Source organism: Streptomyces sp. NBC_01166 (assembly GCF_045039765.1).
Taxonomy (GTDB): Bacteria; Actinomycetota; Actinomycetes; order Streptomycetales; family Streptomycetaceae; genus Streptomyces.
In genome coordinates this window covers 3887323-3900202 of the sequence record NZ_CP108613.1, presented here as the reverse complement: position 1 = coordinate 3900202, position 12880 = coordinate 3887323, and the positions used below count along the sequence as shown (strand labels likewise).

The following is a 12880-nucleotide window of genomic DNA, read 5'->3' as shown; positions in this document are numbered from 1 at the left end:
GTGAGCACGCCCGAAGAGAATCCGCGCCCTACACCTGTGGACGTACCGCTGATCCACATCGGCGCACCCGCCGAGTCCGGTGGTGGCTGCGGCGACGGCTGCGGCTGCGGTGACGGCTACGACCCCGACGGCCTGGAGTGCGGACTCGACCCCGCCCTGGCCCAGCTCCTGGCGGAGGCCGGACTGGACCCGGTGCAGGTCGAGGACATCGCCCACGTCGCGATCGAGGAGGACCTCGACGGAGGCGAGGACGTCACCACCGTGGCGACCGTCCCGGAGGACTCCGTAGCGACCGGCGACTTCACCGCGCGTGAGGCCGGCGTCGTCGCTGGTCTGCGCGTCGCCGAGGCCGTCCTCTCCATCGTCTGTACCGACGAGTTCGAGGTCGAGCGCCACGTCGAGGACGGCGACCGCGTCGCACCCGGCCAGAAGCTGCTCACGGTGACCACGCGCACCCGTGACCTGCTCACCGGCGAGCGCAGCGCGCTCAACCTGCTGTGCCGGCTCTCCGGCATCGCGACGGCGACCCGCGCCTGGGCCGACGTGCTCGAGGGCACGAAGGCCCAGGTCCGCGACACCCGCAAGACCACCCCGGGGCTGCGCGCCCTGGAGAAGTACGCCGTGCGCTGCGGCGGCGGCGTCAACCACCGCATGTCCCTCGTGGACGCGGCACTGGTCAAGGACAACCACGTGATCGCGGCGGGCGGCGTCGCCGAGGCGTTCCAGCGGGTCAGGAAGGCGTACCCGGAGCTCGCGATCGAGGTCGAGGTGGACACCCTGGACCAGGTCCGCGAGGTGCTCGAAGCGGGCGCCGACCTGATCCTGCTGGACAACTTCACCCCGACGGCGACCGCCGAGGCGGTCGCGCTCGTCGGCGGCCGTGCGGTTCTGGAGTCCTCGGGCAGGCTCACCCTCGACTCAGCCCGCGCCTACGCCGAGGCCGGCGTCGACTACCTGGCGGTCGGCGCGCTCACGCACTCCTCCCCGATCCTCGACATCGGCCTGGACTTCCGTGACACCGCGGCAGGGACCGACGGGGCCGACGCCTGATGCTGCTCACCATCGACGTGGGCAACTCCCACACCGTCCTCGGCCTGTTCGACGGCGAGGAGATCGTCGAGCACTGGCGGATCTCCACCGACGCCCGCCGTACCGCCGACGAGCTCGCCGTCCTCCTCCAGGGGCTGATGGGCATGCACCCGCTGCTCGGCGTCGAGCTCGGCGACGGCATCGAGGGCATCGCGATCTGCTCGACCGTCCCCGCCGTTCTGCACGAGCTCCGCGAGGTCACCCGCCGCTATTACGGCGATGTCCCCGCGGTCCTCGTGGAGCCGGGCGTGAAGACCGGCGTCCCGGTCCTCACCGACAACCCGAAGGAGGTCGGCGCGGACCGCATCATCAACGCGGTCGCCGCGGTCGAGCTCTACGGCGGCCCGGCCATCGTCGTCGACCTGGGCACGGCCACGACCTTCGACGCGGTCTCCGCGCGCGGCGAGTACACGGGCGGGGTGATCGCGCCGGGCATCGAGATCTCCGTGGAGGCGCTCGGGGTGAAGGGCGCCCAGCTCCGGAAGATCGAGCTGGCGCGGCCCCGCAGCGTCATCGGCAAGAACACCGTCGAGGCCATGCAGTCCGGCATCGTCTACGGATTCGCGGGCCAGATCGACGGCGTGGTCGAGCGCATGAAGAAGGAGCTGGCGGCCGACCCCGACGAGGTCACGGTCATCGCGACGGGCGGCCTTGCTCCGATGGTGTTGGGTGAGTCCTCCGTCATCGACGAGCACGAGCCCTGGCTGACCCTCATCGGGCTGCGCCTCGTGTACGAGCGGAACATCGCCCGGATGTAGGCGCGCCCGCGACCACCTGCGGGAACGACCCGGCGGCGCGGAGCACGACGCCGCGCCGCCGAGCGGTTAGTTAAGCCGATTTTGTCCATTTAGCACGTATTGTCGCGTCATGCCCACGCCCTATGGATCACGCGGCGGCATGGCGTTCAGCGCGGACGAGCTCCGGGTGCTCCGACGTGCTCTCGCCAACGCCCTCCACCCCACGCCCCTGCCGGAAGAGGATGTCCAGGACTGCCTGCGCCTCGCGGGCAGCGTGGACGAGGTGGTGAGCGAGGCGGGCCGGCTGCGCGCCTTCCTCCTCGCCGATCTCGCCCGCTACCGCGAGGCGCTCCCCGGCTCGCTCAGCGGCTATCTGGAGCTCCTCCAGGACGCCCTGGCGGCCGGCTACGACCCCCGCCCGGACGATCTCGCGGCCTTGCGTGCTCTGCGCGCCGGGCCGGTCGCGGCGGCCCTGCTGGAGCGCTGCCAGGTGCTGGCCGAGCGCTCGGTGCGGGCGCGCCTGGCCGGTCGCGCGGTGCCCATGACGACGCCCGCCCCGCGCGCCCGGCCGCTGGCCCTGCGCGGCGGCCTGTCGGCGGCCAAGGAGCCCGAGCGGCCCCGGCCCCCGTCGCGGCCGGCCGAGCCGGCCCGGCCGCCGGCCCCCGGCGAGCGCCCGATGCCGAAGCCGTCCGAGGTCTTCCCGCCCCGCCGCCGGCCGGCTCCGGCTCCGCCGGCCGAGGAGCGCGCCGTGTCCTGAGGCGCCGACGCGCCCGGGGGGTGCCCGGGAGTGGCCGGAATGCCGGGCTCGCTACCCTGGACGGCATGGACTACGTATCCGCGCTCGTTCCCCCCGTGGTGATGGCCGTCTTCTTCATCGGCCTCGTCAGGACGATCATCAAGAGCCAGGGCGGCCCGAACAAGGCCAAGGAGGACGCCGCTGTGGACGCGGCGCTCGCCCGCGCCGAATCGGCCCGGCAGGCTCCGAGGCCCGAGGGCGCCTGACCCGGGCCCGAGCAGGAAAGGGCGCACGGCTCCCCGGAGCCGTGCGCCCTTTTTTCGTCCCTGAATTATCCCATTCCAGACATCTAGCACTAAGGTGACGCTGTGCCTCGCCAATTGGGAGAGCTGGAAGACACCGTGATGACACGGGTCTGGCAATGGAACCGCCCGGTCACCGTGCGGGAAGTTCTCGAGGACCTTCAACAGGAACGGTCCATCGCGTACACGACCGTCATGACGGTAATGGACAATCTCCATCAGAAGGGCTGGGTACGCCGGGAAGTGGACGGCCGGGCATATCGATATACGGCCGTCTCCACCCGCGCCGCATACTCGGCCGCACTGATGAACGAAGCATGGTCGCAGAGTGACAACCCCGCGGCAGCACTGGTCGCGTTCTTCGGCATGATGTCCGCGGAGCAGCGCGAAGCTCTCCGGGATGCGATGCGCGTCGTGGTGCCCACCTTCCCCGAACCGGCCGAGAGCCGGCCCGAAGACGGGGCCCCGGCCGATGAGGCGCCGCCGGAGAGCGGGCGATAGCGTCGGGGGATGTCCCCAGAGCAGTCGCAAACCGAGCACCCCACCGAGACGCAAACCGGAGATCGTACCGGTCCGGAAACGGGATCTCGCGCAGATGTTCATACCGGCCCGTCGGTAAATAGACCGGCCATCACCGTCCGCCGCGCCAGGACCAGCGATGTGGCGTCCGTCCGCGGACTCCTTGACGGCTACGTCTCCGAAGGCATCCTGCTCGACAAAGCGACGGTGACGCTTTACGAGGACATCCAGGAGTTCTGGGTCGCCGAACGCGACGAGGACGCCCGTGTCATCGGCTGCGGCGCACTCCACGTGATGTGGGAAGACCTCGCCGAAGTGCGCACTCTCGCCGTCGACCACGCCATCAAGGGCGCCGGAGTCGGGCACCAGGTCCTGGACAAGCTCTTGCAGACCGCGCGCTGGCTCGGTGTCCGCCGGGTTTTCTGTCTCACGTTCGAAGTCGACTTCTTCGCCGCGCACGGCTTCACGGAGATCGGAGAGACGCCGGTCGACGGAGATGTCTACAGCGAGCTGCTGCGTTCCTATGACGAGGGTGTCGCCGAGTTCCTGGGTCTCGAACGAGTGAAGCCGAACACCTTGGGCAACAGCCGGATGCTTCTGCACCTGTGAACGGCGGAAGATGCCGGAACCCTATGTCCGAATCGCGCATGTTTCCCGCGCTCTTGCGCTCCTGAACCTCTCCCAGGGGTTTGTGTTTTCCGGGGAAAAGCGGTTTCCTTTCCGCGTACTGCATTTTCGATGAAAGGAAATCCGGTGGCACAGAAGGTTCAGGTCCTTCTTGTTGATGACCTCGACGGTGGCGAGGCGGACGAGACCGTGACGTTCGCTCTGGATGGCAAGACGTACGAGATCGACCTCACCACGACCAACGCGGACAAGCTCCGTGGTCTTCTTGAGCCGTACACCAAGAGCGGACGCCGCACCGGCGGCCGTGCCGCGACCGGCCGTGGCAAGGGCCGCGCCGTTACCGGTGGCAACAAGGACACGGCCGAGATCCGTAGGTGGGCGCGCGAGAACGGCCACAACGTGAATGACCGCGGCCGCGTTCCCGCCGAGATCCGTGAGGCTTACGAGAAGGCGAACGGCTGACCTGTCGGCCGATGGGTCCACAGGTGCGTCCGGGCATGAGCGAGTCTGGCCCGGTGGCATTCCGTCGCCGCCGCGTCCACGAGTCGTACGAGATCGGGAGCATCCCCACCGCTGCTCCCGAGGCCGCCGAGGGCCGGGAGTGACCGTTCCACCTCCTGGCGCGATCCGGGGGGCCGCAGCCAGACCGCGGTCCCCGGCGAGCCCACCGCCCCGCCGGGCGGCACCGGGGCAGTGATGTGCCCACCCGTGCCGAGGGCGGACAGATCGAGGGCGATCCCGCCCCACTCCAGCCAGTCCAGCAGACCCGGCAGCTCGTCGGCGCTGCCCGCGGCCACCAGCAGTCGCATCCGCTGCCCCGCCAGCGCCACCGGGCCGGTGCGCCCGACCCGGCGCAGCACCGCGTGCCCCGCCGAGACGGGCAGCTCCAGGACGTCGAAGCGGAGCCCCGTCAGCAGCCGGACCGGCGATGTGCCCGTCGTGGCCCAGCCGAGTTCACGGGCGTACCACTGAGCGCGGTCGCCGGATTCCGGCGACGAGCGGGGGGGCGGGACGAGGAAAGCCATGTCCGATGAACCGCCGAACAGGCCCCCGGGTTACGCACCGCTCATGATCGACTGCTCTGCGTGTGCGATACGGGGGCGTGCGGAAGCCCCCGGCGGCGCGAAGTTGTTCGCCCGTAGCGGAGGAAACGGGGGTGCGCCGCATGGACTGTCAGTGAGTGCGGGTAAGACATCCCTAGTGGGAAGGGGCGACACGCGGGCAAAAACGTCTCACGTTCGCCATCGGCGTACTGGCGAAAGGGCTATCTGCCTGGCCTGCGGGAACATCGTCTCGCACCATCGGGTTGGAGCAGTTGTCGGCGTTCGGGGCCGGGGATCCGCCCGGAAGCAGAGACGGGTGTCGGCAGTTGAAATGAGCGGTCCCCGCTTGCGGGACTAAGCTGCGGAAGGACAGGGAGGGGACCGACCCCTTACTGCCTGACCGCTCTGAGGAGCGATTAACGATGTTCGAGAGGTTCACCGACCGCGCGCGGCGGGTTGTCGTCCTGGCTCAGGAAGAAGCCCGGATGCTCAACCACAACTACATCGGCACCGAGCACATCCTCCTGGGCCTGATCCACGAGGGTGAGGGTGTCGCCGCTAAGGCCCTGGAGAGCCTCGGGATTTCGCTCGAGGCGGTCCGCCAGCAGGTGGAGGAGATCATCGGTCAGGGCCAGCAGGCCCCGTCCGGGCACATCCCCTTCACTCCCCGGGCCAAGAAGGTCCTGGAGCTGTCGCTCCGCGAGGCCCTTCAGCTCGGCCACAACTACATCGGCACCGAGCACATCCTGCTCGGCCTGATCCGCGAGGGCGAGGGCGTCGCAGCCCAGGTCCTCGTGAAGCTGGGCGCCGACCTGAACCGGGTGCGGCAGCAGGTCATCCAGCTGCTCTCCGGGTACTCGGGAGGCAAGGAGGCGGCCACTGCGGGCGGCCCCGCGGAGGGCACGCCCTCCACGTCCCTGGTGCTCGACCAGTTCGGCCGGAATCTCACCCAGGCCGCTCGTGAGTCCAAGCTCGACCCGGTCATCGGGCGCGAGAAGGAGATCGAGCGGGTCATGCAGGTGCTGTCCCGCCGTACCAAGAACAACCCGGTTCTCATCGGCGAGCCCGGCGTCGGCAAGACGGCGGTCGTCGAAGGCCTGGCCCAGGCCATCGTCAAGGGCGAGGTGCCCGAGACCCTCAAGGACAAGCACCTCTACACCCTGGACCTCGGCGCCCTGGTGGCGGGTTCCCGCTACCGAGGTGACTTCGAGGAGCGCCTGAAGAAGGTCCTCAAGGAGATCCGCACCCGCGGCGACATCATCCTGTTCATCGACGAGCTCCACACCCTGGTGGGTGCGGGCGCCGCCGAGGGCGCGATCGACGCTGCGAGCATCCTCAAGCCCATGCTGGCGCGAGGCGAGCTCCAGACCATCGGTGCCACGACGCTCGACGAGTACCGCAAGCACCTGGAGAAGGACGCAGCGCTCGAGCGCCGCTTCCAGCCCATCCAGGTCGCGGAGCCGTCGCTGCCGCACACCATCGAGATCCTCAAGGGTCTGCGCGACCGTTACGAGGCCCACCACAGGGTCTCCATCACGGACGAGGCGCTGGTCCAGGCCGCCACCCTGGCCGACCGCTACATCTCGGACCGCTTCCTGCCGGACAAGGCGATCGACCTGATCGACGAGGCCGGCTCCCGGATGCGCATCCGCCGGATGACCGCGCCGCCGGACCTCCGCGAGTTCGACGAGAAGATCGCGGGCGTCCGCCGTGACAAGGAGTCGGCGATCGACTCCCAGGACTTCGAGAAGGCAGCTTCGCTCCGCGACAAGGAGAAGCAGCTGCTGGCGGCGAAGACCAAGCGGGAGAAGGAGTGGAAGGCCGGCGACATGGACGTCGTCGCCGAGGTCGACGGCGAGCTCATCGCCGAAGTCCTCGCGACCGCCACCGGCATCCCCGTCTTCAAGCTGACCGAGGAGGAGTCCTCGCGTCTGCTGCGCATGGAGGACGAGCTCCACAAGCGCGTCATCGGCCAGAAGGACGCCATCAAGGCCCTCTCGCAGGCGATCCGCCGTACGCGAGCCGGTCTGAAGGACCCGAAGCGCCCTGGTGGCTCGTTCATCTTCGCCGGCCCGTCCGGTGTCGGTAAGACGGAGCTCTCCAAGACGCTCGCCGAATTCCTCTTCGGCGACGAGGACGCGCTGATCTCCCTCGACATGTCGGAGTTCAGCGAGAAGCACACGGTTTCCCGCCTCTTCGGTTCGCCCCCCGGTTACGTGGGCTACGAAGAGGGTGGCCAGCTCACCGAGAAGGTGCGCCGCAAGCCGTTCTCCGTCGTCCTCTTCGACGAGGTCGAGAAGGCCCACCCCGATATCTTCAATTCCCTGCTCCAGATTCTGGAAGACGGTCGTCTGACCGACTCCCAGGGCCGGGTCGTGGACTTCAAGAACACGGTCATCATCATGACGACCAACCTCGGGACCAGGGACATCTCGAAGGGCTTCAACCTGGGCTTCGCCGCCCAGGGCGACGTCAAGACGAACTACGAGCGCATGAAGGTCAAGGTCAACGACGAGCTCAAGCAGCACTTCCGGCCTGAGTTCCTCAACCGTGTCGACGACACGGTGGTCTTCCACCAGCTCACCGAGGAAGACATCATCCAGATCGTCGACCTCATGGTCGCCAAGGTGGATGAGCGTCTGAAGGACCGCGACATGGGCATCGAGCTCAGTGCCGAGGCCAAGTCGCTCCTCGCGAAGAAGGGCTACGACCCCGTGATGGGCGCCCGGCCGCTGCGCCGGACGATCCAGCGCGAGATCGAGGACATCCTCTCCGAGAAGATCCTCTTCGGCGAGCTGCGTCCCGGTCACATCGTGGTCGTGGGCACCGAGGGCGAAGGGGACGAGAAGAAGTTCTCGTTCCGCGGCGAGGAGAAGTCGGCTCTGCCCGACGTCCCGCCGGTCGAGCAGGCAGCGGGCGGCGGCCCGAACCTGACGAAGGAGGCGTAGGGCGCATAGCGCCTGAGCGTCGAAGGGGCTGCCCCGGACCGGTTTCGGTCCGGGGCAGCCCCTTTTCCCGTTCCGGTCACAGCTTGCGCACACCGATGCCTTCCGCTCCTGTCACCCGGACGCCGCTGGTGATCGTGACCGTGAGCCCGGGCAGGCTCCGCAGCGGGGAGAGATCGATGACCAGGACCTCGCGTTCGACGCTGGTGACGAGGTGGCGCAGGCCGAGCGACAGGGTGAGGTCGCGCAACGACGGAAAGACTCTCGGCAGGCGCCCGAGGTACTCGGCGGTGAGGTCCGACAGACGGAGCCGGAAGAAGGACAGCGTCGTCACGGACGGGACCGGTGCGCAGCCGGCCAGATCGGCCGGAGCCGGAAAGGCCAGGCTGAGCTCCGTCACGCGAGGGGCCCCGCGGAGCGCCGCGAGAAGAGGGCCGACCGCCAGGTCGCGGCCGCCGAGGTCCAGCGCCCTCAGCCGGGGCCATCCGTCCAGGGAGTCGATCTCGAGACGGCGCTCGGCACGGGCACCGAGGCGGACCACACCGGGCTGAGGAGCGATCTCGCCGAAGCGTTCGATGTCCAGATGGGACAGAGAAAGGTCCCGGAGTCGGGGATTCGGTGCAAGGGAGCCGACGGTGGATGCCGTCAGCGGGGCGCCGTCCAGTGACAGCTGGTCCAGGCGGCCGAGAAGGGACAGCGGTCCCAGGTCCCGGACCTCCGGAGCCATGTGAATCCTGAGCTCGGTGAGCCGGTCGGAGCTGTCCTCGAGGAACGACAGATCCCTCAGGCCCAGGTTGTTGCGGATCCAGATCTGCCGCGGATGTCTGCCGCGCAGGGCCGTACGGAGCTCGGACTCCGGCAGGATCCCGACGAAGTCGACCAGGTCGACGTCGGGCAGCAGGGGCAGGGCGGCCAGCTGGTCCCGGTTCCTGACGTGTACCCGCAGCCTGGTCAGGTCGAGCCGGGTGAGGACCCGCGTCGCGAAGTCCGCCGCGGGGTAGCGGTCCCAGGAGCTCATCAGCGAGGTGGCGACCGCGGGTGTGGCGAGAGCCCAGTCTCGTGCGTGGGGGACCGCCTCGGCCCCGCCGATGCGGTTGATGAGGTCCACTATCTGCTTGGCGATCTGCCCGTCCTCCTCCTCGTACTCCCCGGGGCGGGGCAGAAAGGCGAGCGCTTCCGGTCCCATGCGGGCCAGCAGGCCCACTCTCACCGAGTTGCGAGGCGGGAACAGGGCGGCGGTCGAGCGCCGGACCCGGTCGGCGGTGGCGCTGTCCAGCCACGCGGCGTGCTGGGCACACAGCGCGGCGAGGACGTGGAGCTCCGCCCGGGCGAGGGAATGGGTCTGCGCGGCGGAGTCGAGCAGACCGTGCACGAGGACGGGCAGCTGTCGGCGTCCGCAGTGGCCGGCCGCGAGCAGGATGACGTCCTGCCACTGTTCGTCGGGGGCATGCCGCAGGAGCTCGCCCAGATGGTCGTCCTCGACGAGCTCCTTGGCAGCCAGGAAATCCTGGAAGGTGCGGTGCGCGAACTGGTAGGTGGTGAAGGAGCGTTCCTGGAGCAGTCCGCTGCGGTTCAGCAGATGGGTCAGGACGGTTTCCGCCGAACCCTGCTCCCGTACGCGTGTCATGCCGGTCAGCGTGCGGTCGACCTGGTGCAGGGCCTGTTCACGGGAGAACTCCGACTGGCCTTCCCGCACGAGCCACACCGCGATGCGCTGGAGCAGCTGCGTCTGCTCCTCCACGTCCATCGAGATGCCCTCGGGGCTCTCGATCCTGCGCCGTTCGTCACGGTTGCCGAGCAGCATGTCCAGCGACGAGCTGTACAGCTTCCAGCGCGTGGCGGGCAGACTGCCCTGACGCCGGCGGTGCAGGGCGCAGATCACCGCACAGAGCAGAGGGGTGCGACCGAGATCGCGCAGTGCGGCGTTCTCGGTGAACTGGTGGGAGAGGTCGCGTTCCAGCTCGTCCAGTGCCTCGTGGTCGTAGCTGTCCAGCCGCGCCGCCTCGTGCCAGGACGCCACGAACGACTGGATGTCCCCGTCACGCATCGGCAGGAGCCGCAGTTCCTCGAAGCCCTCCGGGCCGAGCCAGTCCGGCTCGACGGCCAGCGGGCGGACCGTGGCGACGCAGCGTGTGTCCGGGTAGCGAAGCAGGAGCCGGGACAGCCAGGTGTGGGCCCGTTCCCGGTCCTCCGGAGGTACCTCGTCCAGACCGTCCACCAGCAGGAGTGCCCGGCCGGCCTCCAGTACGCGGCCGGCCCAGCCGTCGGGGGCCTCGTCGATCACCAGACCGGCCGCGCCGGAGAGCTGGGAGGGGGCCGGAAAGGTACCGCCCCGGGCGCGCAGGGTCCGGAGCGGGACCACGAAGGGGACGAGGCCGTTGAGCGGCTCCAGCGAGTCGCTCAGGGTGCGGGCCGAGGCATGGGCGGCCAGCCACCAGAGCAGCGTGGTCTTCCCGGCACCCGCGTCGCCCCGGAGCAGGACCCGGGGGCGGTCGGCGAGGAGCGCGTCGACGCGCTGGGGGTCCGGAGAGTGGAGGGCCTGGTCAGGGGCCCGCGCCTCCAGGCTCAGGTAGGCCGTGTCCAGGTCCCATTCCGAGTCGTGCCGGCCCAGCTCGTCCAGTCCGAAGATCTTCGTACGCCGGTAGGCGGCGCCGAGGGAGGCCGCGTACTCCTCCTCGTACCGGAGGTCCCGGGGGAAGTGTCCGTGGATCCTCTCGTGGCGGAGCGGGGTGCCGCTCTGCTCGTAGACCAGCCGGAACGGCTTCGCCTCGAGTACGGGACCCAGCGGTACGCACTCGACGCGCCTGTCGCCCCGCTGCCGGGGTACCTGACGGGCGATCCCGAGCAGGACGTCACCTGCGAAGACGGGCCCGCCGGAGAGCCCCGCGAGCGGGGAGGACTCCTGGCCGGGCCCGACGGCGGGCGGTCCGTCGAGATCGCAGACCAGCAGATTGCGCATCCGGCCCGCCATGGGCAGGACCGTCGCCGTGTACTGGTCGGCCTCCGCGTGCTTCTCGGCGCCGTACCGCTGGATGCGGGGGAACCCGGTGATCTCGCAGCGGTCGATGGCCTGCCGGGTGTCCACCAGGCCGAGCCGGGCCGGGCCCACCGGAAGGACCGGGCTCGCGGTCTGGAGCAGGGCGGCGTCGAGGTCGTGGTCGATCCAGGCCACCGTGGCCGGGACGGGGCCCGCGACGTCCGGATGGGCGACGTGGCACCCGTTGCTGCTCCTCACCACATGGGCGCAGGTCAGCACCAGCCGGTCGGTGAGCAGGACCCCGCTGCCCTGGAGGGCGCCGGAGACGACGACGGTGCGGTCCGCGGGGTGCGGCGCCCTCACGAGCCGGCCGCACCGCCGAAGTGTGCGGTGCTCCCCGGCTCCTCGTCGCCGATCTCCCAGGCCTCCCCGGTCACGGTGTTGCGCGGGGTCAGGGTGAAGCCGACCTTGTGCGTGCTTCCGGTGGACCGCGAGGTGTCGGCCCCCGCTTCGACGACCCAGGCCTTCACCTTGCCACCGGCCTTGTGCTCCCTGCGGAGTTCGAGGGTGAACTCCATCTGGATGTCGCCGACGGCGAAGGCGAGGGGCCTGCCGGTGGCGCGGGCCGCCGCGTCGACGAGCTGGTTGCGGATCGACTCGACGGCGTCGGCGAGCTCGATGCCGTCGAGGTCATGGGTGGTGTCGTCGTCCATCTGTCCCCCCGGGGTTCTGGGCGTGTGCCCGGACAGCGTAGCCAGGGCGGGGGCCGAAGGTCCCGAAACGGGCAGGCTTCCGGCCCACCGGCGGTGACAAGGCGCACAGGCCCTCGGAGGCCTACTAGGCGCCTTCGGAGAAGTCGGGGTGGGCGGCCGCAGGACCTTCGGCCCACCCGCGAGGAGACTTTCAGCATTTGGGTGAATATGACCGTATTGCTGGCTCATGCGCCGGAAGGGCGACTTTGGAACTGGGGTTAAACCCACTTCGCGGAAAATATCCCGAAGATCATCCACGGTCTCCGGGCGGGTGGCCGCGATGAATTCCCACCCCCTCGGCTACGGCTTTTGATCGTAGATGGGGTGTTTGAGTGTTGTCGGGGGTGCGGGTTACCAAGGTGGAGCAAGCCCGGTCGAGCACCGGGTCCAGTCACCCCCGGAGGTTCTCCCCGCATGTCGAAGCGCGTTACGTTCCAGCACTCCCGCCGCCCGTCCATGCCCCGCGTCAGTGGCGCCGTCGTGGCCGCCGGCCTGGGTGCGTCGATGGTGTTCGGCGCGGGCGCGGCGTTCGCGTCCGGCACGACGGGCACCGCGGACACCGCGGCCCTCGCCGGCGCGGCCACCGCCGACTCCGTCGCCCAGCAGGCGACCGCCCAGAGCAAGGCCGCCGCGAAGGCGAAGGCCGACAAGGCCGAGAAGGCCGAGGCCGCCAAGAAGGCGGCCGCGAAGAAGAAGGCCGCGGCCAAGAAGAAGGCCGCCTCGTGGGAGGCCCCGGTCGACCACTACGTCCTGAGCGCCACCTACGGCACCGGCGGCGACCGCTGGGCCCACAAGCACTCCGGCCAGGACTTCGCGGTGCCGATCGGTACCAAGGTCGAGGCCGCGCACACCGGCCGGGTCGTCAAGGCAGGCCCGAACGGCGGCGGTGACGGTCCCGCGTACGGCAACGCCATCGTGATCAAGCACGCCAACGGCAAGTACTCGCAGTACGCGCACCTGTCGAAGATCGAGGTCAACGTCGGTGACCGCGTGAAGACGGGCGACGAGATCGCCAGGTCCGGCAACACCGGTAACTCCAGCGGCCCGCACCTGCACTTCGAGATCCGCACCTCGCCCGACTACGGTTCCGCGCTGAACCCGGTCTCGTACCTGAAGTCCGTGCACGTCAAGGTCTGACGCACGACTCCCCGTA

At 69.6% G+C, this 12880-nt stretch carries 12 protein-coding genes; 9 read left to right on the top strand and 3 right to left on the bottom strand.

All coding sequences use genetic code 11. The annotated features are described in order from the left end of the window. The 7 genes from nadC (at window position 1) to OG379_RS17800 (ending at window position 4472) form a co-directional block, all read left to right on the top strand. Window positions 1-1050: a carboxylating nicotinate-nucleotide diphosphorylase gene (nadC, locus tag OG379_RS17830; protein ID WP_405663943.1), complete on the top strand. Its 1050-nt coding sequence runs from the start codon at window positions 1-3 to the stop codon at window positions 1048-1050. Then, complete coding sequence (locus OG379_RS17825) at window positions 1050-1847, top strand: type III pantothenate kinase (RefSeq protein WP_031091045.1); 798 nt, start codon at window positions 1050-1052, stop codon at window positions 1845-1847. Before nadC ends, OG379_RS17825 begins: the two co-directional genes overlap by 1 nt. A gap of 139 nt (window positions 1848-1986) precedes the next feature. Beyond that, complete coding sequence (locus OG379_RS17820; RefSeq protein WP_405668565.1) at window positions 1987-2583, top strand: hypothetical protein; 597 nt, start codon at window positions 1987-1989, stop codon at window positions 2581-2583. Between the two features lie 65 nt (window positions 2584-2648). Next, window positions 2649-2828 (top strand): hypothetical protein, encoded by a 180-nt coding sequence (locus OG379_RS17815; RefSeq protein ID WP_104786906.1) that lies wholly within the window; start codon window positions 2649-2651, stop codon window positions 2826-2828. A gap of 102 nt (window positions 2829-2930) precedes the next feature. Next, window positions 2931-3365, top strand: coding sequence for a BlaI/MecI/CopY family transcriptional regulator (locus OG379_RS17810; protein ID WP_405663941.1), 435 nt, complete (start codon window positions 2931-2933; stop codon window positions 3363-3365). Window positions 3366-3494: 129 nt separating this feature from the next. Next, the gene (locus OG379_RS17805) at window positions 3495-3992 is read left to right on the top strand and encodes an amino-acid N-acetyltransferase (protein WP_104791746.1); all 498 of its coding nucleotides are present in this window, start codon (window positions 3495-3497) and stop codon (window positions 3990-3992) included. 144 nt (window positions 3993-4136) lie between these two features. Then, entirely contained in the window at window positions 4137-4472 is a 336-nt protein-coding gene (locus OG379_RS17800) for an Lsr2 family protein (RefSeq protein WP_073750230.1), read from the top strand. On the opposite strand, the gene OG379_RS17795 is transcribed toward OG379_RS17800, so the two are convergent. Then, complete coding sequence (locus OG379_RS17795) at window positions 4451-5035, bottom strand: SCO3374 family protein (protein ID WP_405663938.1); 585 nt, start codon at window positions 5033-5035, stop codon at window positions 4451-4453. The two genes, OG379_RS17800 and OG379_RS17795, sit on opposite strands and share 22 nt — an antisense overlap. A gap of 440 nt (window positions 5036-5475) precedes the next feature. Between OG379_RS17795 and OG379_RS17790 the strand changes: the two genes are divergently transcribed. Continuing rightward, the gene (locus OG379_RS17790) at window positions 5476-8001 is read left to right on the top strand and encodes an ATP-dependent Clp protease ATP-binding subunit (protein ID WP_393755900.1); all 2526 of its coding nucleotides are present in this window, start codon (window positions 5476-5478) and stop codon (window positions 7999-8001) included. Between the two features lie 76 nt (window positions 8002-8077). On the opposite strand, the gene OG379_RS17785 is transcribed toward OG379_RS17790, so the two are convergent. Continuing rightward, window positions 8078-11338 carry an NACHT domain-containing protein gene (locus OG379_RS17785; RefSeq protein ID WP_405663935.1) on the bottom strand — a complete coding sequence of 1087 codons (3261 nt, stop codon included), beginning with the start codon at window positions 11336-11338 and terminating at the stop codon, window positions 8078-8080. Then, window positions 11335-11688, bottom strand: a complete 354-nt coding sequence (locus tag OG379_RS17780) for a trypco2 family protein (protein ID WP_405663932.1) — start codon at window positions 11686-11688, stop codon at window positions 11335-11337. Before OG379_RS17780 ends, OG379_RS17785 begins: the two co-directional genes overlap by 4 nt. Window positions 11689-12141: 453 nt before the next feature. On the opposite strand from OG379_RS17780, the gene OG379_RS17775 reads away from it, so the two are divergent. Then, the gene (locus OG379_RS17775; protein ID WP_393755893.1) at window positions 12142-12864 is read left to right on the top strand and encodes a M23 family metallopeptidase; all 723 of its coding nucleotides are present in this window, start codon (window positions 12142-12144) and stop codon (window positions 12862-12864) included. The last annotated feature ends 16 nt before the right edge of the window (window positions 12865-12880 follow it).

What these genes read in the sequence shown, in the direction of transcription:
- OG379_RS17775 (WP_393755893.1), top strand. Translation starts at nt 12,142, where the DNA reads ATGTCGAAGCGCGTTACGTTCCAGCACTCCCGCCGCCCGTCCATGCCC.
- OG379_RS17790 (WP_393755900.1), top strand. Translation starts at nt 5,476, where the DNA reads ATGTTCGAGAGGTTCACCGACCGCGCGCGGCGGGTTGTCGTCCTGGCT.
- OG379_RS17815 (WP_104786906.1), top strand. Translation starts at nt 2,649, where the DNA reads ATGGACTACGTATCCGCGCTCGTTCCCCCCGTGGTGATGGCCGTCTTC.
- OG379_RS17795 (WP_405663938.1), bottom strand. Translation starts at nt 5,035, where the DNA reads ATGGCTTTCCTCGTCCCGCCCCCCCGCTCGTCGCCGGAATCCGGCGAC.
- OG379_RS17820 (WP_405668565.1), top strand. Translation starts at nt 1,987, where the DNA reads ATGGCGTTCAGCGCGGACGAGCTCCGGGTGCTCCGACGTGCTCTCGCC.
- OG379_RS17780 (WP_405663932.1), bottom strand. Translation starts at nt 11,688, where the DNA reads ATGGACGACGACACCACCCATGACCTCGACGGCATCGAGCTCGCCGAC.
- OG379_RS17825 (WP_031091045.1), top strand. Translation starts at nt 1,050, where the DNA reads ATGCTGCTCACCATCGACGTGGGCAACTCCCACACCGTCCTCGGCCTG.